A 21,140-nucleotide genomic window follows, 5' to 3' on the forward strand; every position below is an offset into this window, starting at 1 on the left:
GGTTCGGCGTCGTCATCTTCGAGCGGGGAACAGTCCCTTGATATGGAGCATGCCGACCGAGCAGGCCTGCTGCCACGGGTCCGTCACGGCATGGTCTTTCACGACAAGCGACATCCGCGTGAAGAGGGGCGCCCGGCAAGTCGAAGCCCTCCGCATGCGCCTTGTGATCACAGGGGGCGTCGCGGCGTCGGCGCAGAACCGGGCGAAGCGTGCGTTGCCGTTGCTGCACAAGGAAGTGCTTGGCAGCGAGCTTCCGTCGCTCGACGATGCCGTGTGGGCAACGCTTTCAGGCGCTTGCCGGTCGCCCTCACGGCGAAAGAAGTACAGCGCTTGTCGGTGCTGAGCGTGGGAACGATGGGCCTCACCCTGCGGCTGGCGATGGCCACGGCAGGGCTGCCTCCGACACCCGCTCGACCAGGACCGCTGCCTTCGCACGACTCGGCCTCACTCCTCCGGCAGCGTCGCCGGGCTTTGGGGGGCCGGTTCTTCCTTGCAGTGGGCCAGGTCGCGGATGTTCTTCTGCACGGCGACGGCGCCAAACAGGCTGAGCAGGAAGGACATCGCGTAGAAGCCCTTCTCGGACGCCAGCAGTGTGGCATTCCACAGCCCGATGGTGAGCAGGAGCACCGCCAGCAGCAGGGAGACCCAGCACAGGCCGTAGTAGATGGCGGTCACAGGGATGCTTTCGAGCCGGTCGCGCACCGACTTCTGCAGCGAAACGGCCGAGAACAGGCCGTACATGAGAACCGTGAAATAGTAGCCCTTCTCGTTGAGCGCCATGCTGGCGTTCCAGAGGCCCGTCAGGTAGGCAATGGCACCCACGAGGAGGGCAGCCCACGATGCGCCGATGAAGGCTCCGGTCGGGCGTTGGGGTTGCGGTTGCATGTACGGCTCCTTTGCTTGGCATTCATTCCTGTCGCGAGGTGCTGAGTGGTCAAAAGGGAACGGCCCACGTCTTCCCCTCGCCCAGCCTCCACTCAATCCCCGGCAACAGCAGCGGCCTGACAGGATCCCCCGCGCGCGGTGCTTCGCTCGACCGATACGTTCCGCCGTCCGGGTCTCGAAAAACGAGCAATTCGTTGCCTGTCAGGTCAAGCAGCCACACTTCGGGTATGCCGTGACGCGCGTACAGCTCGAGTTTCACGCCCCGATCGTAGTCGATGGAAGAGCTGGCGATCTCGACGACCAACAGGACATCCGCTGGGCCGGGGAGGCGCGCCATGTAGTCGCCGGGTTTGAGCAGGGCCAGGTCGGGCTGCGGTTCAGAGCGATCACCGAGGAGGATCGGATTCTGCGTGCTGACCAGGCAGTCCTGGCCGGCGGCGAGCGTGAACAGGCGCGCCAGTTGGTTGACGACATAGGCGTGTTGGCTGCCGATCGGGGCCATGTCGAAGACCTCTCCCTCGATGAGTTCCACCCTGTCCTGGTGCCCGAACACACCGGCTTCGGCCATCCTGTGATAGTCGCCGACGCTGATGCGGTGTCGCGCCCGGTCCATCAGCTGGCTCATGTAACCCATGCAGGCCTCCCCTGCGAAGCAGTTTGCGCTTGGCTCGCGCGGACGGATGACCAATCCAGGCGCAGCAGGACGAGTGTAGGGACCGCGCAAAGGGGTGTCAATCCGCCAGCCCGCTGCCGGCGCCCCGGAAAAGTCTTCCCGTCTGCCAGCGCCGCGGCGGACGGGCATGGAGAAACACACGCGCTTCGGACGCTTGCAGCGCTGGCGGCGATCGCCCCGGGCACCGCTCGATCGTCATCGTCGTCCGTCGGGGCCGGCCGTGTAGGAAGCCTAGAGTTCGAGAAAGCGGAACTCGTCGCAGTCGGCGATGCGCACGACATCGCCGGGGCGCAGCAACCGGCGGCCGGCGACTCGCTCGCCGTTGAGGAAGGTGCCGTTGCCGCTCTCGCGGTCGATGAGCAAGCAGATGCCGTCGTGGAGGCTGATGTGGGCATGGTACCTGCTGACGCGGGCGTCGCCGATGACCAGGTCGTTCTCCTGTGCCCGCCCGATGGTGTTCGTCCCCTCGCGCAGTACGTGCCGCAGTTGCGGGTTCGTGCGCGAGATGAGGACGAAACCCGCCGCTGCCGACGGCAGCGGCTCGGCTGGCGCCAACTCGCTCAGCCGCAGCACCTGCGTCGTCGTGCTGTCCGGCAGCGGCGCCTTGTGTTCCCAGTCGCTGTCGAAGACGGCGCCCAGCGCCTGCAGCAGTTCCGCGTCGCTGACCATGATCGACAGCTCGCGGCGGCGGTCGAGGCTCTCGGTGCGCAGGTTCATGCTGCCGATGACGGCGGTGGTGCCGTCGATGATGCTGCATTTGGCGTGCAGCCGGTAGCGGGGCACCGCCCTGAACTCGACCCCGGCCGGCAGCGTGCTGCGCTGGCTCTCGTCGCCGAGGACGCGCACGCGGATGCCGCTGCGCGCCTTCTTCATCAGCAGGCGGAGCATGGCCGGGTCGGACAGCTTGGCGTCGGCGATCTGGATCGAAGTCCGTGCGCCGGCGAGCAGCGTCTCCATCTTCTGTCGGCTGTTGAACGGGCTGACCAGCAGCGGCGAGTCCCGGTCGGGGGTGAAGGGCTGATCCGCCCAGTCGGCGTCGAACAGCCGGTTGATCTCGGCGGCGATCGGCTGGCTGTAGAGTTCGACGCCGAAGTCGCGCGCGTAATGCAGGTTGTCGCGCGTCGGGTTGAAGGTGAAGACGAAGGCCTCGGCCTCGTCCACCGTCATCACCTTGTAGTGGTAGCGTGCGCGCTTGCTGTCGCCGGCGGGTTCGCGGGTGTCGATGCCCGCGTCGTTCGCATCCTTGAGCAGCTTGCGATTGCGCTCCTGCCAGCCGCGTGCGCTGCTCGAGATCAGCACGCGGATGCGGACGCCGCGCTGGCGGGCTTCGATCAGCGCGCGCTGGATGATCGGATCGTCCATGCGAAAGACGGTCAGGTTGATCGAGCGCTCCGCCCGGTCGATCGCGCGCACGATCGGGAAGAAACTGTCGCCAGGCTGAACGATGAGCGAAATCTTCCGATGCATCAGGAGGTCCGGTTGTCGCTGCGGGTCATCACGGCAGTTGGAGTTCGCCGCCGGGCGATCAGAACTTTCCCTTGCTGCGCCTGTCCCGACAAGCATCCGATGGCCACCCCGGCCGCCGCCGGCTGGCACCGGGGCGAGACGGTCGTCAGCGGCTGCCTCGCGGTCCGATGCAGCCGGGGTGGTGGCGGCTGGTGGCGGCAGGCGGCTGCCGCCACTGTGGCGATTGTAATCCAGCGGCGGGACTTCGCGACAGCGTGCGGTGATCGGCGTGGCGGCTGCATCCGTTGCCGCGGCCAACGCGTATCTTCGTGCATCGAGCAGAAGAAAAGGAGGAGCACGATGGCGACCCGCTCGCAGGCCGACGAGTGCCGCGATTGCCAGCAGGTGGTGCGGCAACTGGCAACCGTCGTCTTTCCCTGGGACACGACGCGGGCCCTCGAACTCGCGTTGTTCCGCAGTTTCGCATCGGTGCGCATCGGTGGCCTGCTGCACGCCACCGGCGAGTTCGAGAGGCGGCCACAGAAACGCTACGACGACACCGACCTGATCGTCAGCGAGATCATCGAGAACGGTTTCGACAGTCCACGCGGGCAGCATGCGATCGAGCGAATGAACGCGCTGCACGCGCGGTTCCGCATTGCCAACGAGGATTTTCTCTATGTGCTGTCCACCTTCGTCTTCGAGCCGTTGCGCTGGAACGAGCGCTTCGGCTGGCGACGGATGAGCGAAGACGAACGCCTGGCGTGGTTCCGCTTCTGGCGCGCGGTTGGCGAGCGCATGCAGATCCTCGGAATTCCCCCGACGCTGGCCGACTTCGCTGCCTTCAGCAGCGACTACGAAAAGCGGAACTTCCGTCCACAGGCGGCCAGCCGGCAGGTCGCGCTGGCGACGCGGGAGATGTTCGCCGGCTGGTTCCCGGTGCCCCTGCGGCCGCTGGTTCGCAGCAGCATCCACGCGCTGCTCGACCCGCCGCTGCTGGCGGCACTCGATCTGCAGCCGGCGCCGCGGTGGCTGCAGAGGACCGTTGCGGCTGCGCTGCGCTGGCGGGCACGGCTTCTGCGCTGGTTGCCGCAGCGGCGGCAACCGAAGCTGCGGACGCGGATCGCCCGTGCCGCTTATCCACGTGGTTACGACATCGCCAGGCTCGGCCCGGCGAGAGCGCCGCCGGGGAGTTGTCCGGTGCCGTCGGAGCAAGGTCGCGCCGCAACGGCGGTCGCGCCGGCGGCCGCAGAACGGGGCGTCGACGGTTGACGCACGGCCCTGGCGGCTGGCGATCCCGCCGCCACTTCGCCGGGCATCCTGCGGCCCGGCCGCATCCGGGAGAGTGCCGGCTGCGTATGGTCGATGGTTGGTCGATGAACGTCCGGTGACGATGAACGCCGGATCCGGAGACGAGGAGGGAGCGATGATCAGGATCATGGCGCGGCTTACGGCCCGCGCGGGATGTGAGGGGACACTGCAGGCGGTGCTCGTCGAGCTGGCGGTGGCGAGCCGCGATGAGGCCGGCTGTCTCGGCTACGAGTTGTTCCATAACCAGGACGATGCTTGCGAGTTCGTCACCGTCGAGCGCTGGTCCGATCAGGCGGCAGCCGATGGGCATCTGGCGACGGCGCATGTCGCGCGCGCCATCGAGCGGGCAGGCGAGCTGTTGGCGCAGCCACCGTTGATCCATCGCTTTCTCCAGCTTGCCTGAGCGACCGGGATGAGCGGCGAGCGGCCATTGCCGGCACATGCCGGAACCCTTGCTGCGGCGACGGGCGAGCGTCCGCCGCCGTCCATCAATCCGGTCGGCTGGCTGCGCGCCTGCGGCTCGCTGGCGGCCTTCGCCGTCCTCGCCTATCTACTGCTGCTGGCCTGGGTCTACCACCATCAGGAACGGCTGATCTTCAGGCCGGCGCCGCTGCCCGCTTCGCACCGATTCGCTCTGGCGGACGTTCATGAGGTCGCCATACCGGTCGCCGGCGCGACCCTTTCGGCGCTGCACCTGCGGCTGCCGAATCCCCGCGGGCTGATCTTCTTCCTGCATGGCAACAGCGGCAACGCCGCCGACTGGCTGACCGGCACCGATTTCTACCGTGCCGCGAACTACGATCTGCTGCTGCTCGACTATCGCGGCTATGGCAAGAGCAGTGGGCGCATCGAGAGCGAGGAGCAGTTGCGTGCCGACGTGCGCGCCGCCTGGCAGGCGGTTGCGCCGGCCTACGCCGGCCGGCGGACGGTGATCTACGGGCGCTCTCTCGGCACCGCCCTGGCAGCGGGACTGGCCGCCGAGGTACAGCCGGACCTGACGATCCTGGTCTCACCCTACTGCAGCATGCGGCAGTTGATGCGACAGCATCACCCGCTGTTGCCGCCAGCGCTGTTGCGCTATACGCTGGCCACCTGCGCCGATGCGGTCCGCATCGACGGCCCGCTGTTGCTGGTGCACGGCGACAGGGACAGACTGATCCCGATCACGCACAGCGAGCAACTGGCGGCAACGGTACCGCACGCCCGGCTGTTCCGCCTGGCCGACGCCGCGCATGCCGACGTGCATGAGTTCCCGGCCTATGGCAGCGAACTCATGCGCACGCTGCAGGCGCTGCCAACCAATCCGTGAAAGGAGGAGGACTGATGCTCAAGGGACTGATGCAGGAGCAACCGCTGTTGATCTCTTCGCTCATCGACCACGCCGCCCGCCTGCATCCGCAGGGGGAGATCGTCTCGCGCACGAGCGAAGGGCCGATCCATCGTTGCACCTATGCCGACGTCCGGCGCCGCGCCTGCCAACTGGCGAACGCGCTGACGGCGCGCGGCGTCCGCTCCGGCGAGCGGATCGCGACGCTGGCATGGAACGGGTATCGGCACATGGAGCTGTACTACGGCGTGTCCGGGATGGGGGCGGTTCTGCACACGATCAATCCGCGCCTCTTCCCCGAGCAGATCGAGTACATCGTCAACCATGCCGAAGACCGGCTGTTGTTCTTCGATCCCGGCTTCCTGCCGCTGGTCGAGAAGCTGGCGGCGCGGGCGCCCGGGATCAGCGGCTACGTCGTCCTGACCGATCGCGCCCACATGCCCGCAAGCAACCTGCCCGATCTGCTGTGTTACGAAGAGCTGCTCGCCGGACAGGCCGGCGATTTCGCGTGGCCGCAGTTCGACGAGAACAGTGCCTCGTCTCTCTGCTACACCTCGGGGACGACCGGCAACCCGAAAGGCGTTCTCTACTCGCACCGCTCGTCGGTACTGCATTCCTGGGCCGCCTGCGCGGTCGACGGACTGGCGGTCAGTGCGCACGAGACCGTCCTGCTGGTGGTGCCGATGTTCCATGTCAATGCCTGGGGAATGCCCTACGCCGGGGCGATGAGCGGCGCGCGGCTGGTGATGCCGGGTCCGGCGCTCGACGGGCGCAGCGTTTACGAACTGATGCGTGACGAACGCGTCACCGTGGCGCTCGGCGTGCCGACGGTCTGGCTGATGCTGCAGCAGTACGTCGAGGCGGCGGGCCTGCAGCCGCTGCAGGAGCTGTGCCTGCGGCGGGTCGTCATCGGCGGTTCGGCGGCGCCGCGGGCAATGAGCGAGCGCTTCGCGAGCCAGTTCGGCGCCTTCGTCGTCCACGCCTGGGGAATGACCGAGATGTCGCCGCTGGGCAGCGTCTGCAACCTCCTGCCGCGGCACGCCGGTCTCTCGCTCGAGCAGCACCTGGCATTGCAGGAGAAGCAGGGCAGGGCGGTCTATGGCGTCGAGATGAAGATCGTCGACGACGACGGCGTCGAGCTGCCGCACGATGGTCAGGCCGCCGGCCATCTGCTGGTTCGCGGGCCGTGGATCACCCGTGGCTACTACCGCGACGAGGGCGGCGGCAATGTCGACGACGACGGCTTCTTCGACACCGGCGACGTGGCGACGATCGACGCCGACGGCTACATGCGGATCACCGATCGCGCCAAGGACGTGATCAAGTCGGGCGGCGAATGGATCTCGTCGATCGCTCTCGAGAACGCAGCCATTGCACATCCGGCGGTCGCCGAGGCGGCGGTGATCGGCGCCGCGCACGACAAGTGGCAGGAGCGGCCGTTGCTGATCGTCGTCCGCAAGGCGGGCCAGGAACTCAGCCGCGAGGCGATGCTCGACTTCCTCAGGGACAGGGTCGCCGCCTGGTGGCTCCCGGACGATGTCGCCTTCGTCGAAGAACTGCCGCACACCGCCACCGGCAAGCTGCACAAGCTGCGTCTGCGCGAACAGTTCAGGAACTACCGGCTGCCTGGCGTTTGAGATGTTGGCGGAGCGACGCGCGTGCCGTCGCCAGGGGGCGCCACCAAGGGCACGGGTGCGGGGCGGCGGCCTCCGGAGGGGGCAGCGGTCGCCGTCGATCGCGCTGCCGGGCAGCAGTCAGACGAGGCGCCCGAGGTGCTGCATGAGGCCGCGTTCGCTGACGAAGCTCAGGTCGTACATGGCGGTCAGGCCCTTCGCGATCTCGTCTTCGAGACCGGCGACGCAGAGGATGAGGTTCGTGCCACTCAGGCCGAGGCGCCTGCGCAGCCCGACATATTTGTCGATGTCCTGGCGATACTCACCGCTCTTGCATTCGATGAGGATCGGTGGCATGCCCTCGATGAGCACGACCACATCGACCTCCAACTGCTCGCCGTCGGCGAGCGTCAGCCCCAGCTTTCGGGCACACGAGAACTGCTTGCGACGCGCGGTGGCATGCTCCAGGCAGGTCATCAGGGCAAACCATTCCAGCCATTCACCGTTGAAGAAATGGCGAACGGCGGGAGCAGTTTGCACGGCGAGGAGCAGGTTGTTCTTCTGCCTGTTGGGAATGGCCTTGGCGACGAAAGAGTACTCGTAGAGCTGCCGACAGAAGCTCGTCAGGCTCTGGACATCGGCGGGCGACTTGCCGTCAAAGGGGATCACCGTGCTCGCGTAGCCCTTCTGTTGCGCCCAGCGGATGCGGTCGAGGACTTCCTTCAGCAATGGGAGATTGCGCCCGATCATGGTTGCGACTTCGTCGAAGAAGCCACTCGTGTCGACGGCAGCGGCCGCAATCTGGACCGAGACCTGCTTGCGCCCGAACCAGTCGGCAATCGGCTGATGTTGTTCGTTGCTCGTCATGCGGTCGGTGTTCGACAGATCGACTCCTGCCGGCGGTCCCGCGGAATCGGCCGGCTTCGCCTGCGGCGCCGCGCCGGCAGTGGCTGCAGCGGTCAGGCGAATTACCTCGCGCTGAGCGGTGAAGTACTTCTCGAGCAGCCGCGTGACAAAGAAGATGGTGGGGTAGACCTGTGTCGGATTGCCGCAGCGTGGACAGGCGAGCGTCACGCCAATTTCGCTGTCGGCCTGTTCCTGCAGGTGAGTGCATTTGTTGCAGCGGATGATTGCCATGGCCAGGGTATGTGGAGTGGGATTCGGCAACCGTCTGCAGTTACCAGGAGTCGCGGCGGCACGTTCCTCGCCCGGTAGCGGCCCTCACTCCCGGGGACCCATGCGCGCGCCCATTGCCTCGCCCATGCGCACCGGCCGCCCCGGTGACCAGGCGGGGTTGAAGCGCAGGACGTCCGCGGGAAAGAGCACCACCACCGTCGACCCGAGCAGGAAGCGGCCCATCTCCTCACCCTTCCTGAGGACGACCGGCTGCGTTTCGTAGGACCATTCGCGCAGGACGCCGCTGCGTGGCGGGTTGACGGTGCCGTGCCAGACCGTCGCCATGCTGCCGACGATCGTCGCACCGACGAGAACGAGGGCGAAGCTGCCGAACTCGCCGTCAAAGACACAGACGACCCGCTCGTTGCGGGCGAACAGCCCGGGCACGCCGCGTGCCGTCACCGGGTTGACCGAAAACAGTGCGCCGGGGACATGGATCATCCGCGTCAGGCGGCCGTCTGCCGGCATGTGGATGCGGTGGTAGTCACGCGGGCTGAGGTAGAGCGTGGCGAAGGCGCCGCGGGCAAAGCGTGCGGCGAGTTCGCTGTCGCCACCCAGCAGGGCCGTCGTCGTGTAATGGTGGCCCTTCGCCTGGAAAATCCGGTCGCGCTCGATGGCGCCGAACTGGCTGATCGCGCCGTCGACCGGACAGACGAAGTCGGCGTCGGCGAGCGGCCTGGCGCCCGAACGCAGCGGCCGGGTGAAGAACTCGTTGAAGCTGCGGTAGGATACCGGGTCGGCGTCGAGCGCCTCGCTCAGGTCGACGCCGTAGCGGCGAACGAACCAACGGATGACGCGCGTCGTCAGGCTGCCCGACTCGGTCTCGGCGAGCTTTCCGGCCAGGGTCGTCAGCGCCTGCTTCGGTATGAGGTATTGGGCGAAGACGGCAAGACGGTCAGGCACGATGGTATCCGCGGGAGTCGAGGTCGGGATTATAGTGCTTCGCACGGCAGTCGCGGCGCTTCGTTCGCCGGCCGCGCTGCCGGCCGTTGCGTCGGCCCGCCAGGGCGAAGCGGCGCTCGTTGCCCGCTTCCCTGCCCGCTTGCGCGGAGGCTCCTGGAACGGTCGGCGGAGTCGCGTGACGCTGCCGGTCGCCGCTGCTCCGCGGCTCTGCGGTGCCGCAGCTGCAGCCAGCGGACTTCAGTGGTATAAACCGGCCGATGCATGATGAAGCCTCTCTCGCGGCACGGCGTCCGGCCACCCCCTACCGCTATTACGACCTGGTGATGGCAGCCTTCGTCGCGGTCTACCTGTGCTCCAACCTGATCGGACCGGCGAAGGCAGCGCAGGTGACGCTGCCGCTGCTGGGGCCGGTGACCTTCGGCGCCGGTGTCCTGTTCTTCCCGATTTCCTACATCTTCGGCGACATCCTCACCGAGGTGTACGGCTACGCGCGGGCGCGGCGGGTGATCTGGGCCGGTTTCGCGGCCATGGCCTTCGCTTCGGCGATGGCCTGGATCGTAGTGCACTTGCCGCCGGCGCCGGAGTGGCGGAACCAGGCCGCCTACGAGGTCGCCTTCGGTTCGACCTGGCGCATCGTGCTCGCTTCGCTGGTCGCTTTCTTCTGCGGCGAGTTCGTCAATTCCTTCGTGCTCGCCAAGATGAAGATCCTTACCCGCGGTCGCTGGTTGTGGACGCGGACCATCGGTTCGACGATCGTCGGCGAGGGAGTGGACTCGGCACTCTTCTACCCGTTGGCCTTCTACGATTCCGGGCTGATCCCGAACGAGATCCTTTGGCAGGTGATGCTGTCGCAGTTCGTCGTCAAGGTGATGGTCGAAGTCGTGTTCACGCCGGTCACCTACCGCGTGGTGCGAACACTGAAGCGGGCTGAGAACGAGGACTACTATGACCTGCAGACCAACTTCACACCCTTCAGCCTGAAGGCCTGAGGAGCGGCCGGTCTGGCCTCTGTCCGCGGCCGCTCAGGGCGCAGGCTTGCGCCGCTTCTCGAGCAGCAGACAGCGCATCAGTTGGCGCTCGGCCAGGTTCGTTTCGCCGGCCAGGTCGATGCCCAGAAAATGGCGGCGAAACGCCGTCACCGCCGCCGCCGGGTCGGCGACGTCGTAGCCGATCGCCTGCAACGCGAGCAGCGGGTCGACCGGAGCGAGTTCCGGGTCTGGCGGCTGTTCGCGGCACCAGAGACCGAAGCCCTCTGCCGCCAGGCGCTGCCAGGGGAAATGGCGGCTTGGGTCGACCTTGCGGCCGGGAGCGATGTCGCCGTGGCCGATGACGTTGCCCGCCGGAATCCGGTAGCGTTCGCGCAGCTCCTGCAACAGTTGCAGGAGGCGGACGATCTGCGCTTCGGGGTAGGGCTCGACACCCGTGTTGTCGAGTTCGATGCCGATCGACGCCGAGTTGAGGTCGGTGTTGCCGCCCCAGTGGGAAGCTCCCGCGTGCCAGGCGCGCCGGTCCTCGTCGACGAGCTGGTAGAGGGTGCCGTCACGGCCGATCAGGTAATGCGAACTGACCTGGCGTGCCGGATCGGTGAGCGTCTTCAGCGCGTGCTCGACGGTGCTGCTCGTGGTGTCGTGGAGGATGACGAAGTTCGGTCGGCGGGCGTTGTGGTTCGGTGACGGCACCGACACGACACCCGCGGCAGGGCCGGCCGGCAGGCCGCCGCAGCCGGCGACGATGCTGGCCACGAGCGCGAGACCGGCGGCATGGAGGAGCCATGGGCACGAGCGCCAGCGGGCGTGCTGTTGCCGGCATGAGCGATGCCATCGCCAGAGGCTCATGCCTCGCCCGGCTCACCGGTCGCGCCCGCGGGGCGCGTCGCAAGCGCGCTCGCCAGGCAGTCCTCGAAGGCCCTGACGACACGCACGTCGTCGTCGACGTTCGGCGCGGCGGCGCTGATCGCCGCGCGCAGGGCGGCACGGCGAGCCTCGTCGCGACACGTCCGGGCGAGGTCGGCGGCGATGGCAACGTACTCGTCCGCCGCTGACGCAACGGTCGCCGGCAGTCCCGCCCGGCGAAGCAGCCCCGCGGCGAGCCGCTGGCGCAGGCAGGGGCCCTCGAGGGTGACGATCGGCAGGCCTCGGTGCAGGGCCAGCCAGGCCGTGGTGTAGCCGGAGAAGGCCGGGCAGTCGAGATAGACGTCGCAGAGGTCGAGCAGGGTCAGAAAGCTCGCCGGCGACAGCCAGGGGATGCGCAGCAGATGTCGCGCCGGGTCGAGCCCGCGGTTGCGGAACGTGGCCTCGAGGCGGGTGAAGATCAGATCGGTTGCCCATGGACAGACCGGATCGCGCAGGATGATGAAGACGCACGCGCCACTGGCGGCGGCGATCCGGGCGTAGTGGTCGTCGTCGGCGGGATCGAACTTGATCGCCCGCTGCGCGATCACGAAGCGCGCTCCCGGCATCGCCCGCAAGCGGCCTTCGAGATCATCCGGGAGCGGCGCGGCAGCCAGCGGCAGGGCGGCGGTGCAGCAACCGGTCCCGGGCAGGCGGATCAGTTGCTCGCGGTAGTGGGTGTCGGCCTCGGGCGATTCGAGCAGCTCGCCGGAGAGGAAGAGGTCGATGCTCGGCAGGCCGGTGGTGATCGGGTGTCCCCAGCCCGCCACCTGCAGCGGCGCCAGGCGGTGCGCGGCAAGGAAGTAGCACAGCGACGACATGCCGATCTCGGGGTAGAAGATGACGTCGGGGCAGTCCGCGGCGGCCGCAGCCAGCCAGCCGGCGGCATCGACGATGGTCTGCCGGTCGCGCCAGCCGTCCACCAGACCGCGGGCGAAGGCGGTCTCCTCGTCCTCGCTGTTGCCGAGGTGGTAAACGAGCAGCTCGAAGCGCTGCCGGTCGATGTGCAGCAGCAGGCCACGCAGGACGACATTCCAGACCGAGTGCCAGCGCACATGATGCGAGACGATGAGCAGGCGAATACGCGGGCGCGGCGGCGGCCGCGGGTGGCCCTGCGGACCGAGGCATTCGCTGACGAGGTCGGCGTAGCGCGACAGCAGCGCGACATGGTTGCCGGTCCGATAGGCCAGGAAGAACGCCTGCTGCGTCGCCGCCAGGTCGGCGGCGGACAGCGGCGGGCGCCGTTCGGCGTGCAGCCAGTCGGCCAGTTCTGCGAGCGCGGCGGCGAAACCCGGCGCGATGGCTGCGGCTTCGTCAGCGCTCTGCGCGAGCACCGGCAGCGCCGCCGTGGCCAGCGCCAGCCTGGCGCTGGCCCGGTCGGGCTGCAGGGCGAGCGCGCGCAGGTAGCAGTTCCGCGCTTCCGCCGCACGCCCGAGCTCCTGCAGGACGCTGGCGAGTCGCTCGAGCAGGGCGGGATCCTGCGGATCGCCCTGCGCGGCTTGCCGGTAGCAGGTTTCGGCTTCGGCAAAGCGGTTCTGCTCGACGAGCAGCCGCCCCAGGTTGGCATTCGCCGTCGGCAGGCCGGGGCTGATCTCGAGGCATCTGCGATAGCACTCGCTCGCCTGCGCGGTCTGGCCGAGTTCCTGCAGGACGTTGCCGAGACCTTCGAGTGCCGGTAGCCAGTTCGGGTCGGTCTGCAGCGCGGCGACGAAGCATTGCCTGGCTTCGGTCAGGCGGGCGGAGCGGAGGAGAACATTGCCGAGGCAGAAGTGCGCCGTCGGTGTTGCCGGCGCGACCAGCAGTGCGCGGCGACAGAGCTTTTCGGCCTCGTCGAAGCGGCCGAGCTCGCCGAGCGTCAGGGCGAGCGCCACCAGCCCATCGACGAAATCCGGAGCCCGAGCGGGAAGCTGGCCGAGGTGCTGCGCCGCTTCGTCGAAGTTGCCGAGCATGCGCAGCGTGTCGCCGAGGTGGAAGTGGGCGAGCGGATTGTCCGGCTGCATGGCGAGGGCATGCCGGAAGCAGGTGGCGGCATCGGCAAGTCGCGAATGGGCCACCAAAGCCCTGCCGAGGCCGCTCTGGGCGTCGAAATCCTGCGGCGACAGGGTCGCCGCCCGCTGCCAGGCGGCGAGAGCGTCCTCGCCCTGCGCTTCCAGGCTGGCACCAAGCAGCGCCCAGAGGAAGCCCGACTGCGGCGCGGTCTGCAGCAGGCGGCGAAGCAGGGCGGCCAGATCGGCAAAGCGGCCACCGCGATACATCGCCAGCAACCTTGCCGGGTCGATGGCGGCCGGAGCGCTGTCCGGACTGCGGCTGCCGTCGCCACGTCCGAGGCAGCAATTCTTGTACTTCCTGCCGCTGCCACAGGGACAGGGCTCGTTGCGCCCGGGGCTCACCGGCAGGCGCTCGACGGGTTTGCAAGGCAACTCATGGCCAGAGTGTATGCCGGCCCGCGCAGGACGGTCAATCAGACGTCGGGAGCGCGATGATCGGCGCCGGCCGCCGGCGCCACGCGAGATGGTCGGCATGGGTGGCGCCGGCAGCCGCCTCGGCGGTACCCGGGTGCGTCCCGACCCTGCCGTTGCCCGGCGCGGCGCTCGTTGCAGGTGTGCGACTGGCTTCGCAGTGCGCGTGATACCATCGACGGCGACCGTCCGCGCGGCGCCTGCCGCAGCAAGCCTCACCCTGCCGATGACCGAAGCCTTCGATGCCAAAGCCCTGCTTGCCACGCTGACCGACCTGCCGGGCGTTTACCGGATGATCGACGGCCATGGGCAGGTCCTCTACGTCGGCAAGGCGAAGAATCTGCGCAAGCGGCTCGCGTCGTATTTTCGCGAGCGGCACCCGAGTCCGCGCATCGCCTTGATGGTGGCGCAGATCGCCAGCGTCGAGACGACGGTGACGCGTTCCGAGGCGGAAGCGCTGCTGCTCGAGAACAATCTGATCAAGAGCCTGACGCCGCGCTACAACATTCTCTTCCGCGATGACAAGTCCTACCCGTACATCGTCCTGACGCACGAGGCCTATCCGCAGCTGGCCTTCTTTCGCGGCACCACCGATCGTCGTGCCGATTATTTCGGTCCGTTCCCGTCGTCGGTAGCGGTGCGCGAGAGCATTCACCTGTTGCAGAAGATGTTCCGCCTGCGGACCTGCGACAACCCGGTGTTCAACAACCGCTCGCGACCGTGCCTGCTCTACCAGATCAGGCGCTGCTCCGGCCCCTGCGTCGGACTGATCGACGCCGCGCGTTACGCCGAGGACGTCCGGCTCGCCGGCATGTTCCTGCAGGGTCGCCAGCGCGATGTCATCGGCAGTCTCACCGAGCTGATGGACCAGGCGGCGGCCAGGCTCGCCTTCGAGCAGGCTGCCGTGTATCGCGACCAGATCCAGTCGCTGCGCCAGGTGCAGGAGAAGCAGTACGTGGAAAGTGGCCGGGATGGTGACGTCGACATCGTCGCGGCTGTCGCGGCCGACGGCCTGACCTGCGTGAACCTGGCAATGGTCCGCGGGGGCAGGCATCTCGGCGACCGACCACAGTTTCCCGCCAATGCCGCCGATTCGTCGCCCCTCGAGGCCTTGACGGCCTTCCTGTACCAGCACTATCTGGCGCATCCGATACCGCCGCGGATCCTGCTCAACCTGCCTCTGCCCGATGCCGAGGTCGCCGAGTCGCTGGCCGCGATGACTGCCGTCCGCGTCCGCGTGGGACAGCCGCGCTTCACCGTCCAGCGCATCTGGGTCGAAATGGCGGAGCAGAATGCACGCCTCGCGATCACCGCGCGGCGTGTCGCGCTTTCCCGGCAGGAGGAACGACTGGACGAACTGTGCCGGACGCTCGAACTGGACATCGAACCGGGCCACGAGGTACGCATCGAGTGCTTCGACATCAGCCACACACAGGGCGAGTCCACCGTCGCCTCCTGCGTCGTCCATCAGGGCGGCGGCATGCGACGGGGCGAGTACCGCCGCTTCAACATTGCCGACATTCAACCCGGGGACGACTGCGCCGCCATCCGGCAGGCCGTGCAGCGGCGCTACGAGAAGCTGTCGGCGGGCGAGGGCGTGCTGCCGACACTGGTGCTGATCGACGGCGGCAGCGGCCAGGTCGCTGCGGCGGCGGCAGCGCTCGAGGAACTCGGTCTGTCGGACCTGCCGCTGCTCGGTGTCGCCAAGGGTGAAGCGCGCAAGCCGGGCCTCGAAACACTGGTTTTCGCAGACGCCCGCAAGCCGCTACAATTGCCCCCGGGACATCCCGCACTGCATCTGATCCAGGAGATTCGCGACGAGGCGCACCGCTTCGCCGTCGCCGGCCACCGTGCGCGACGCGGCAAGGCCGGCAGGACTTCGCGTCTGGACGAGATCAGTGGCATTGGACCGAAGCGACGCAAGGCCCTGATCGCACGTTTTGGCGGCCTGCAGGGAATCACGGATGCCGGGGTTGACCAACTCACCGCAGTTCCCGGGATCAGCCGGGAACTGGCCGGGAAAATCTACGCGGCTTTGCACTGATGCCAATCAACATACCGATCCTGCTGACCTGGCTGAGGATCATCCTGATCCCGCTGCTGATCGCCGTGTACTACCTGCCGGAGCCGTGGCTGCGTGTTGGCGAGCGCGACCTGGCGGCGACGCTGATCTTCGTCGTCGCTGCCGCCACCGACTGGCTCGACGGATATCTGGCCCGGCGCTGGCAACAGACCTCGGCCTTTGGTGCCTTTCTCGATCCGGTCGCCGACAAGCTGATGGTCGCGGCGACGCTGATCGTCCTCGTCCAGCTTGGTCGTCTCGATGCCATTCTGGCGGCGATCATCATCGGTCGCGAGATTACGATTTCGGCGCTGCGCGAATGGATGGCGCGCATCGGTGCGCACCGCAGCGTCGCTGTGTCGATGATCGGCAAGATCAAGACGACTGCGCAGATGATTGCCATTCCGCTGCTCCTGTATTACCGGCCGCTGCTCGGCGTCAGCGCCTTCGAGCTGGGCACCTGGTTGATCTACATCGCGGCCGTGCTGACCCTGTGGTCGATGGGCTATTACATGCGAATGGCCTGGCCACACCTGATCGACGAGGATCGCCGGCGTTAGCGGCCGGCCGCCGGCAGCGTCGGCCAGCCGTTGCCCGCTGCCGCGCGGCAGGAAGAATGCGTTGACAGCCTCGGGCAGGCCTTTATAATGCGCACTCGCTTCAAGCGGGAATAGCTCAGTTGGTAGAGCGATACCTTGCCAAGGTATAGGTCGAGAGTTCGAGACTCTTTTCCCGCTCCAAGTCTTCTGCACGGCCCTCGGACCACTCCGAACCAGCCGTACCGCCTGTCGGCCGATGGGCGTGGCGCGATAGCAAAGCGGTTATGCACCGGATTGCAAATCCGTGTAGGTGGGTTCGACTCCCGCTCGCGCCTCCAACTAAATCAAGCACTTGCTGCCCGCTTCAATGCCGGATGAATTGCCGGGGTTACATCGGGGTTACATTTCAGCTCGGCACCGATGGCGAAGAAAACCCAGCATCAGCACCGGACTATAGCCGCAGCCAAGCCCGCTACGATCTGTCAGAAGGGAAGGTTGGCGGCTTCCACCCGCTCGCGCGGGGTCGCCAGCCGCCGGCCGGCGCGGCCTTTCCGAGGCTTGGCGCCGACACTGCGTGCGCACCCATGGGTCGGAATGCTTCCTGCCGCCGGGCTATGGGGCGCTCTCTCGCCCGGCGGGGCGACCACGTGGAAGTCAGAGTTCAGGCGGTCAGCGCGTCGTCCATCTTGGCAAAGCACCCGGGCGACAGGCAGCCGGCGCCGACGTAGATCGACGCAACAATGCGCACCTTGCCGACATCGGCGAGGGTGATTCTGTCGACGACGAGGTCTATCGCGGCGGGGCCGTAGAACACGGCAGCCAGGGCGCTCCAGTCGGAGCCATAGAGCACGCTGCTGCAAACGCCGTTGGCCGAGCCTTTCGTCAGGTTCGACGGCACGTTGTTCGACACGGCGGCCGGATAGCCAAGCAGGCGCATGTCGGCCGGCAGGATGAAGTCCAGGCCGGATCCGCGCGCAGTCTTGCGCAGCCATTTTCTCGTCGCACCGTTGAGCAACCAGCCGGCGGCAGCCTCAGGGGCGTTGGCCGCAGTCGGCGCGGCCTCCAGGTCGACCAAGTGCGACCAGGCGAGTTGAGCGCCGTCCGTGCCGCCGACGACCGTACCGATGCCAGTCGTGTTGCGCAAACCCCGCGGCTCGGCACCGCTGCCCGATCCATTGAGCATGCCATCATCGAGCCGAGCCATCAGGGCGGCGGTCAGATGCCGAACGATCAGCCGGTCGAGGGCCGGCTGCGCAGCGAACAAGGCCTGTCGCGACATCACGAAGACGACACTCGATCTTTTCGGGGGGAACTCAACCTGGGTTGTCGTCTCGGCAACGTCCGTCGCCGCCTGCACCTCAGTCAGCCAGCTTGCCGTCGTGGTCGAACTGAAGTAAGGCAGGCTCAGGGTCGCGTCTTGATTCGGGAGGACGCTGGCGCCGAGGCTCAGGCAGCCACTCAGCGCGCGCAGCGGGTCGCGGGTCCAGCGGCCGTCGCGGTCGCGATCAGCGCCAACGGTGTTGCCAGCTTGGTTCGCCGTGCCGACGTTGAAATCACGGGTCGCCAGCGACAGCGGGACCCAGCTTCCATTCGGCGCCCGGCCGCTTCGCGTCGTGATCGAGTCCGAAACTGCCTGCTCGAGTCCGGCATCCCGCCAGGAGCGCACGTACTGCGCGCGGCAGGCACGCGTGATCGAGTAGCCGCTGAGGTCGCGCGCATCACCGCCGAAGGTCGCGTTCGCCAGGTCGATCAGCGGCTTTTCCCGCTGCCGATCGAGGATGCGGCGCAGGAGTTCGTCGCGGTGCCAGCCGCGGGCGATCGCCTCGACGCCAAGGTCATGCGCGTGCAGCGTTTCAGCGAGTGCGCGCAGCTCGGTGGCGCGGGCGTCGCGGTCGTTCAGGATCTTCATTGCCGGACCTCCAGCGGGATTGCAGGCGAGGTCGCCATCAGGGCGGCGCCAGGGCGGACGTCACGGCGCGCGGTGCCGGTCTTCGGCTGCTCGCTCAGGGCGTCGAGCAAGTCGCGCTCGCTCCGGCCGGCCGCGAACATCGTCAGGGCGATGCGCTTGCCGCGGATGCCGGCCATCTCGCCGCCGAGGGCCAACATCCGATCGAGGTTTGGGGCGGGGGGGTTCATGTGCGGTGGTTCTCCGAGGTTCGTGAATGGGAGTCCGCACTGTGCGCCCATCGCCGGACGTGCTGTTATCAGTCTGCAAATTCCGCAACGCCAGCCCGCATCGCCTCCCACAGCGAGCGCCAGGCGGTCGGGCAACGCGGGTCGGCGCGCTGTCGCAGCCGGGCGACGAGCACGTCCAGATCGCCGGCGGGTTGCTCCTGGCCGCGCAGCAGCGCACTCAGGCGCTTGGCGGTCGTCGTGCTTCGGGCACCGATGCAGTCTGCCGCCTGGCGAATCTCGCGGCGCAGCGCCAGCTTGCGAACCTCGCCGGCAGATCGCTGCTCGACCAGCCGGCAGACGCGCAGTTCGAGCAAACGGCGCGCCTCGCGCTCTGCCGCCAGCTCGATGGCGAACTGCTGCAGCCGGTCCTCCATCGCCGCCAGACGCGCGACAACGGCGCTTTCAGCAGGCTGAGGCATCATCTATGAAGCCGCGTTGCACAATGACGCGGGCAACGACAAGCACAAAGTTTGCCGCAACAGGCGCGGCAGGGCTACGTGGGTGCATCGGCCTTGCTGGCACAGGGTTTGCAGATGCCGCAGCGCGGTATGCCATGCGCTTCGCAGCCGGTATGCGCAGTGCATGTTGCCCTTATGTCTGAGGCATTCCCTGGCGTCATGTCGCAGCTCGCATTACCCGTGAGCAGGCGAGCAGGAAGGACCCGCAGAGGCACGCGGTCGCCGATGAAGTGCCGGCGCCGGGCAACCTCGGCGATCAGCAGCGCCTCGGCGCGGCCGTGATGCTTCGCCAGCTTCAGGTCTTGCCTGGCTTCCGGCCATGATCGAATGGCCAGCAGACGGGATGCGTCCTTGTCGCTGCCGGGCGGCAGGCCGATGATGCGGCGCCAGGACTGCGGCAGGATGTCATCATGCGGGATGCCGAGTGCCGCGAGGACGCCGAGCAATTCGCCGAACCCGCGGCCGGTGGTGAAGCTCGAGACCACGCCCTCGCCCGGCCTGGCGGACTGGCGCTCGAGCAGCGCGCGCGAAGGGTCGATGCCGCGCAGCAGGTGCGAGAGCGCTGCGAGGGAGAGCACGCGGCGGCTGCCCGCCACGTGGAGCACTGGCGTGTCGGCGAGGGCGACGATTGCGCCCTCGCGGGTCAGCGCGGCGATGGCGCCACTCAGGCCGGGGTCGATGCCGACTACCAACTCGCCGCTCATGCCGCGTCCTCCCAATGTAGGCGGCGCCAGCAGGCGCGCACGGCTGCCACGTCTGCAGCGCAGTAGCGCGCGATCGCTTCCCGATCGCCGGCCAGCCACAGGTCGAGCACCTTGCTGCCGTCGATGCCGCCTTCCTTCGGCGAAGGAATGCCCAGGCTGCGGCACAGGGCGTCAAGGCTGATGCGATCGCGCGGGCCGGCGAACAGCTGCATGGTGTCGCCGAAGTCGCGCGGGCAGCGGGCGAAAGCGCCTGGCAGCTCGAACGGCGGGCGGTAGCGGTGGCGCCAGCAGGCGACGCGCAGCCAGGCGAGATCGAACGCCGCATGATGGGCGATCAAGTACGGCTGACTCGGCCAGGCGACGCCGCTGCCGTCGAGCACGGCGCATTCCTCGAGCAGGGCTTCGATACCGGTCAGCGATCGCTCGAGCAGGCTGCGCTCCGGCTCATCGGTCTGGCGCACGAGCACTTGCGGCGAATCGTCGCCGTCAGCGGCGAAACCGATGGCGCACAGTTCGCCGGCGGCGGGGTCGAGGGCTTGCGCTCGCCAGGCGCGGTCAACGGCCGCTTCGCCTTCGGATAACCACCATGCGGCGATCGTCTCGGGTTTCTTGTGAGTCGCGGGCGGGCGGACGGTCGCACGAACTTGCTCGATGGCGCCGGGCGCCATGCTCGGCAGAGTCTCGATGTCGAGGTAAATGCGCATGGTATGTCCTCAGAACGGGATGTCGTCGTCAAGGTCGGCGAGAATGGCGCCCGGCGGCGCCTTGCGTGCCTGCCATTCGGGCGAACGGGCGATGACTTCCCGCAGCTTGGGTGACAGGGCCTCGAAGACGCTGCCGGCGGCCGGGTCGTCGATGTCGAAGACGGTGCCCGGATCGGCCAGGGCGGGCGCAGCAAGCCCTTTCGGCAGCGGGCTGATGCCGGCGATGTCGACGTACTGCCGGCCGGCGCGCTCTGTCTCGATGAGCGTCACCATCGCCGGGGCGCCAAGCAGCCGCGGCAGCTCGAACGACTGCAGCTCGTCGGGGGTGAAGTCTTTGCCACGCCAGGCGCGCAGGAACGTTCGCAGGGCAGCGCGTTCGTTCAGGCTCGCCGTGAATCGCCGGCTGACGACGAACGCGCTGCCGTCAGCGCGCTTCTCAGCCAGCTCGAAGGACAGCAGCAGCTTGCGGACAAGCCGGCTTTCGCCGTCGAACTGGACAGGCTGCGAACCAAGGTCAGCAACCAGGCAGCAGCGGGCGGCATGTGCGCCGGCCGGTGGGGTTTCGCGGGCGGTGGTTTCGGTGAGGGTCAACATGGTCCGGTCTTTCTCGGTTGGTGGTCGGTGATGGGGCAGGTAGATCGCTGGCCGAAGACGATGAATGCCGAAGGTCGAATCCTCGGCTCCTTTGGCCTTCGGGAAGCCGAGTTGGTATCCATCGGCCTTTCCCGTTTCCCGTTTCCCGTTTTCCTAAAGGAAAAACGGGAAAACGGGAAAGCGGGTACTGAATGAAGGCTTCCCGAACCTTCCCGTTTTCGG

General features: G+C 67.7%; 21 protein-coding genes, 2 tRNA genes and 1 pseudogene. 10 read left to right on the forward strand and 14 right to left on the reverse strand.

Annotation, left to right across the window (positions count from 1 at the left end; all coding sequences use genetic code 11):
* Positions 1-444: 444 nt before the first annotated feature.
* The 3 genes from HT579_11745 to HT579_11755 form a co-directional block, all read right to left on the reverse strand.
* Complete coding sequence (locus HT579_11745) at positions 445-885, reverse strand: hypothetical protein (GenBank protein QKS29518.1); 441 nt, start codon at positions 883-885, stop codon at positions 445-447.
* 49 nt (positions 886-934) lie between these two features.
* Entirely contained in the window at positions 935-1,519 is a 585-nt protein-coding gene (locus HT579_11750; GenBank protein ID QKS29519.1) for a Uma2 family endonuclease, read from the reverse strand.
* 270 nt (positions 1,520-1,789) lie between these two features.
* Positions 1,790-3,025 (reverse strand): FHA domain-containing protein, encoded by a 1,236-nt coding sequence (locus tag HT579_11755; GenBank protein QKS29520.1) that lies wholly within the window; start codon positions 3,023-3,025, stop codon positions 1,790-1,792.
* 339 nt (positions 3,026-3,364) lie between these two features.
* On the opposite strand from HT579_11755, the gene HT579_11760 reads away from it, so the two are divergent.
* The 4 genes from HT579_11760 to HT579_11775 all read left to right on the forward strand — a co-directional run bounded on the left by HT579_11760 (position 3,365) and on the right by HT579_11775 (position 7,279).
* Positions 3,365-4,276 carry a DUF2236 domain-containing protein gene (locus tag HT579_11760; GenBank protein QKS29521.1) on the forward strand — a complete coding sequence of 304 codons (912 nt, stop codon included), beginning with the start codon at positions 3,365-3,367 and terminating at the stop codon, positions 4,274-4,276.
* A 154-nt stretch (positions 4,277-4,430) separates the two neighbouring features.
* A complete protein-coding gene (locus HT579_11765) occupies positions 4,431-4,718 on the forward strand; it encodes an antibiotic biosynthesis monooxygenase (protein ID QKS29522.1) in 288 nt (95 codons plus the stop codon).
* A 9-nt stretch (positions 4,719-4,727) separates the two neighbouring features.
* On the forward strand, positions 4,728-5,624 hold the full coding sequence (locus tag HT579_11770; protein QKS29523.1) for an alpha/beta fold hydrolase: 897 nt from the start codon (positions 4,728-4,730) through the stop codon (positions 5,622-5,624).
* Between the two features lie 14 nt (positions 5,625-5,638).
* Entirely contained in the window at positions 5,639-7,279 is a 1,641-nt protein-coding gene (locus tag HT579_11775; GenBank protein ID QKS29524.1) for a long-chain-fatty-acid--CoA ligase, read from the forward strand.
* 117 nt (positions 7,280-7,396) lie between these two features.
* Here the strand turns inward: HT579_11775 and HT579_11780 are convergent, their stop codons facing one another.
* Both HT579_11780 and psd read right to left on the reverse strand, forming a co-directional pair.
* A complete protein-coding gene (locus tag HT579_11780) occupies positions 7,397-8,392 on the reverse strand; it encodes a hypothetical protein (GenBank protein ID QKS29525.1) in 996 nt (331 codons plus the stop codon).
* 84 nt (positions 8,393-8,476) lie between these two features.
* A complete protein-coding gene (psd, locus tag HT579_11785; protein QKS29526.1) occupies positions 8,477-9,334 on the reverse strand; it encodes a phosphatidylserine decarboxylase in 858 nt (285 codons plus the stop codon).
* Between the two features lie 257 nt (positions 9,335-9,591).
* On the opposite strand from psd, the gene HT579_11790 reads away from it, so the two are divergent.
* Positions 9,592-10,323 carry a queuosine precursor transporter gene (locus HT579_11790; GenBank protein ID QKS29527.1) on the forward strand — a complete coding sequence of 244 codons (732 nt, stop codon included), beginning with the start codon at positions 9,592-9,594 and terminating at the stop codon, positions 10,321-10,323.
* A 33-nt stretch (positions 10,324-10,356) separates the two neighbouring features.
* On the opposite strand, the gene HT579_11795 is transcribed toward HT579_11790, so the two are convergent.
* From HT579_11795 to HT579_11805, 3 genes and pseudogenes are all read right to left on the reverse strand, one after another.
* Positions 10,357-11,169 carry an N-acetylmuramoyl-L-alanine amidase gene (locus HT579_11795; GenBank protein ID QKS29528.1) on the reverse strand — a complete coding sequence of 271 codons (813 nt, stop codon included), beginning with the start codon at positions 11,167-11,169 and terminating at the stop codon, positions 10,357-10,359.
* Positions 11,166-13,643, reverse strand: a complete 2,478-nt coding sequence (locus tag HT579_11800; protein ID QKS29529.1) for a tetratricopeptide repeat protein — start codon at positions 13,641-13,643, stop codon at positions 11,166-11,168. Before HT579_11800 ends, HT579_11795 begins: the two co-directional genes overlap by 4 nt.
* Positions 13,548-13,745 (reverse strand): annotated as a pseudogene (locus HT579_11805) (SEC-C domain-containing protein). The gene HT579_11800 and the pseudogene HT579_11805 overlap by 96 nt, the downstream one beginning before the upstream one ends.
* A 163-nt stretch (positions 13,746-13,908) precedes the next feature.
* Between HT579_11805 and uvrC the strand changes: the two are divergent.
* From uvrC to HT579_11825, 4 genes are all read left to right on the forward strand, one after another.
* Positions 13,909-15,726, forward strand: a complete 1,818-nt coding sequence (gene uvrC / locus HT579_11810; GenBank protein QKS31624.1) for an excinuclease ABC subunit UvrC — start codon at positions 13,909-13,911, stop codon at positions 15,724-15,726.
* Complete coding sequence (gene pgsA / locus HT579_11815) at positions 15,726-16,304, forward strand: CDP-diacylglycerol--glycerol-3-phosphate 3-phosphatidyltransferase (protein QKS29530.1); 579 nt, start codon at positions 15,726-15,728, stop codon at positions 16,302-16,304. The genes uvrC and pgsA overlap by 1 nt, the downstream gene beginning before the upstream one ends.
* A gap of 104 nt (positions 16,305-16,408) precedes the next feature.
* Positions 16,409-16,484, forward strand: a tRNA-Gly gene (locus HT579_11820).
* A 63-nt stretch (positions 16,485-16,547) separates the two neighbouring features.
* Positions 16,548-16,621: transfer RNA gene (locus HT579_11825), tRNA-Cys, on the forward strand.
* Positions 16,622-16,944: 323 nt separating this feature from the next.
* Here the strand turns inward: HT579_11825 and HT579_11830 are convergent.
* The 6 genes from HT579_11830 to HT579_11855 form a co-directional block, all read right to left on the reverse strand.
* Positions 16,945-18,192: a phage major capsid protein gene (locus HT579_11830; GenBank protein QKS29531.1), complete on the reverse strand. Its 1,248-nt coding sequence runs from the start codon at positions 18,190-18,192 to the stop codon at positions 16,945-16,947.
* Positions 18,189-18,419, reverse strand: a complete 231-nt coding sequence (locus tag HT579_11835; protein QKS29532.1) for a hypothetical protein — start codon at positions 18,417-18,419, stop codon at positions 18,189-18,191. Before HT579_11835 ends, HT579_11830 begins: the two co-directional genes overlap by 4 nt.
* A 68-nt stretch (positions 18,420-18,487) precedes the next feature.
* Entirely contained in the window at positions 18,488-18,880 is a 393-nt protein-coding gene (locus HT579_11840) for a hypothetical protein (GenBank protein QKS29533.1), read from the reverse strand.
* 71 nt (positions 18,881-18,951) lie between these two features.
* Complete coding sequence (locus tag HT579_11845) at positions 18,952-19,620, reverse strand: hypothetical protein (protein QKS29534.1); 669 nt, start codon at positions 19,618-19,620, stop codon at positions 18,952-18,954.
* Positions 19,617-20,324 (reverse strand): hypothetical protein, encoded by a 708-nt coding sequence (locus tag HT579_11850; GenBank protein QKS29535.1) that lies wholly within the window; start codon positions 20,322-20,324, stop codon positions 19,617-19,619. The genes HT579_11845 and HT579_11850 overlap by 4 nt, the downstream gene beginning before the upstream one ends.
* A gap of 9 nt (positions 20,325-20,333) precedes the next feature.
* The gene (locus tag HT579_11855) at positions 20,334-20,918 is read right to left on the reverse strand and encodes a hypothetical protein (protein ID QKS29536.1); all 585 of its coding nucleotides are present in this window, start codon (positions 20,916-20,918) and stop codon (positions 20,334-20,336) included.
* A 30-nt stretch (positions 20,919-20,948) separates the two neighbouring features.
* On the opposite strand from HT579_11855, the gene HT579_11860 reads away from it, so the two are divergent.
* Positions 20,949-21,113 carry a hypothetical protein gene (locus tag HT579_11860; GenBank protein ID QKS29537.1) on the forward strand — a complete coding sequence of 55 codons (165 nt, stop codon included), beginning with the start codon at positions 20,949-20,951 and terminating at the stop codon, positions 21,111-21,113.
* Positions 21,114-21,140: the final 27 nt, after the last annotated feature.

Source organism: Candidatus Accumulibacter similis (assembly GCA_013347225.1).
GTDB lineage: Bacteria > Pseudomonadota > Gammaproteobacteria > Burkholderiales > Rhodocyclaceae > Accumulibacter > Accumulibacter similis.

What these genes read in the sequence shown, in the direction of transcription:
- HT579_11745 (QKS29518.1), bottom strand. Translation starts at nt 885, where the DNA reads ATGCAACCGCAACCCCAACGCCCGACCGGAGCCTTCATCGGCGCATCG.
- HT579_11750 (QKS29519.1), bottom strand. Translation starts at nt 1,519, where the DNA reads ATGGGTTACATGAGCCAGCTGATGGACCGGGCGCGACACCGCATCAGC.
- HT579_11755 (QKS29520.1), bottom strand. Translation starts at nt 3,025, where the DNA reads ATGCATCGGAAGATTTCGCTCATCGTTCAGCCTGGCGACAGTTTCTTC.
- HT579_11760 (QKS29521.1), top strand. Translation starts at nt 3,365, where the DNA reads ATGGCGACCCGCTCGCAGGCCGACGAGTGCCGCGATTGCCAGCAGGTG.
- HT579_11765 (QKS29522.1), top strand. Translation starts at nt 4,431, where the DNA reads ATGATCAGGATCATGGCGCGGCTTACGGCCCGCGCGGGATGTGAGGGG.
- HT579_11770 (QKS29523.1), top strand. Translation starts at nt 4,728, where the DNA reads ATGAGCGGCGAGCGGCCATTGCCGGCACATGCCGGAACCCTTGCTGCG.
- HT579_11775 (QKS29524.1), top strand. Translation starts at nt 5,639, where the DNA reads ATGCTCAAGGGACTGATGCAGGAGCAACCGCTGTTGATCTCTTCGCTC.
- HT579_11780 (QKS29525.1), bottom strand. Translation starts at nt 8,392, where the DNA reads ATGGCAATCATCCGCTGCAACAAATGCACTCACCTGCAGGAACAGGCC.
- HT579_11790 (QKS29527.1), top strand. Translation starts at nt 9,592, where the DNA reads ATGCATGATGAAGCCTCTCTCGCGGCACGGCGTCCGGCCACCCCCTAC.
- HT579_11795 (QKS29528.1), bottom strand. Translation starts at nt 11,169, where the DNA reads ATGAGCCTCTGGCGATGGCATCGCTCATGCCGGCAACAGCACGCCCGC.
- uvrC (QKS31624.1), top strand. Translation starts at nt 13,909, where the DNA reads ATGACCGAAGCCTTCGATGCCAAAGCCCTGCTTGCCACGCTGACCGAC.
- pgsA (QKS29530.1), top strand. Translation starts at nt 15,726, where the DNA reads ATGCCAATCAACATACCGATCCTGCTGACCTGGCTGAGGATCATCCTG.
- HT579_11830 (QKS29531.1), bottom strand. Translation starts at nt 18,192, where the DNA reads ATGAAGATCCTGAACGACCGCGACGCCCGCGCCACCGAGCTGCGCGCA.
- HT579_11835 (QKS29532.1), bottom strand. Translation starts at nt 18,419, where the DNA reads ATGAACCCCCCCGCCCCAAACCTCGATCGGATGTTGGCCCTCGGCGGC.
- HT579_11840 (QKS29533.1), bottom strand. Translation starts at nt 18,880, where the DNA reads ATGATGCCTCAGCCTGCTGAAAGCGCCGTTGTCGCGCGTCTGGCGGCG.
- HT579_11845 (QKS29534.1), bottom strand. Translation starts at nt 19,620, where the DNA reads ATGAGCGGCGAGTTGGTAGTCGGCATCGACCCCGGCCTGAGTGGCGCC.
- HT579_11850 (QKS29535.1), bottom strand. Translation starts at nt 20,324, where the DNA reads ATGCGCATTTACCTCGACATCGAGACTCTGCCGAGCATGGCGCCCGGC.
- HT579_11855 (QKS29536.1), bottom strand. Translation starts at nt 20,918, where the DNA reads ATGTTGACCCTCACCGAAACCACCGCCCGCGAAACCCCACCGGCCGGC.
- HT579_11860 (QKS29537.1), top strand. Translation starts at nt 20,949, where the DNA reads ATGGGGCAGGTAGATCGCTGGCCGAAGACGATGAATGCCGAAGGTCGA.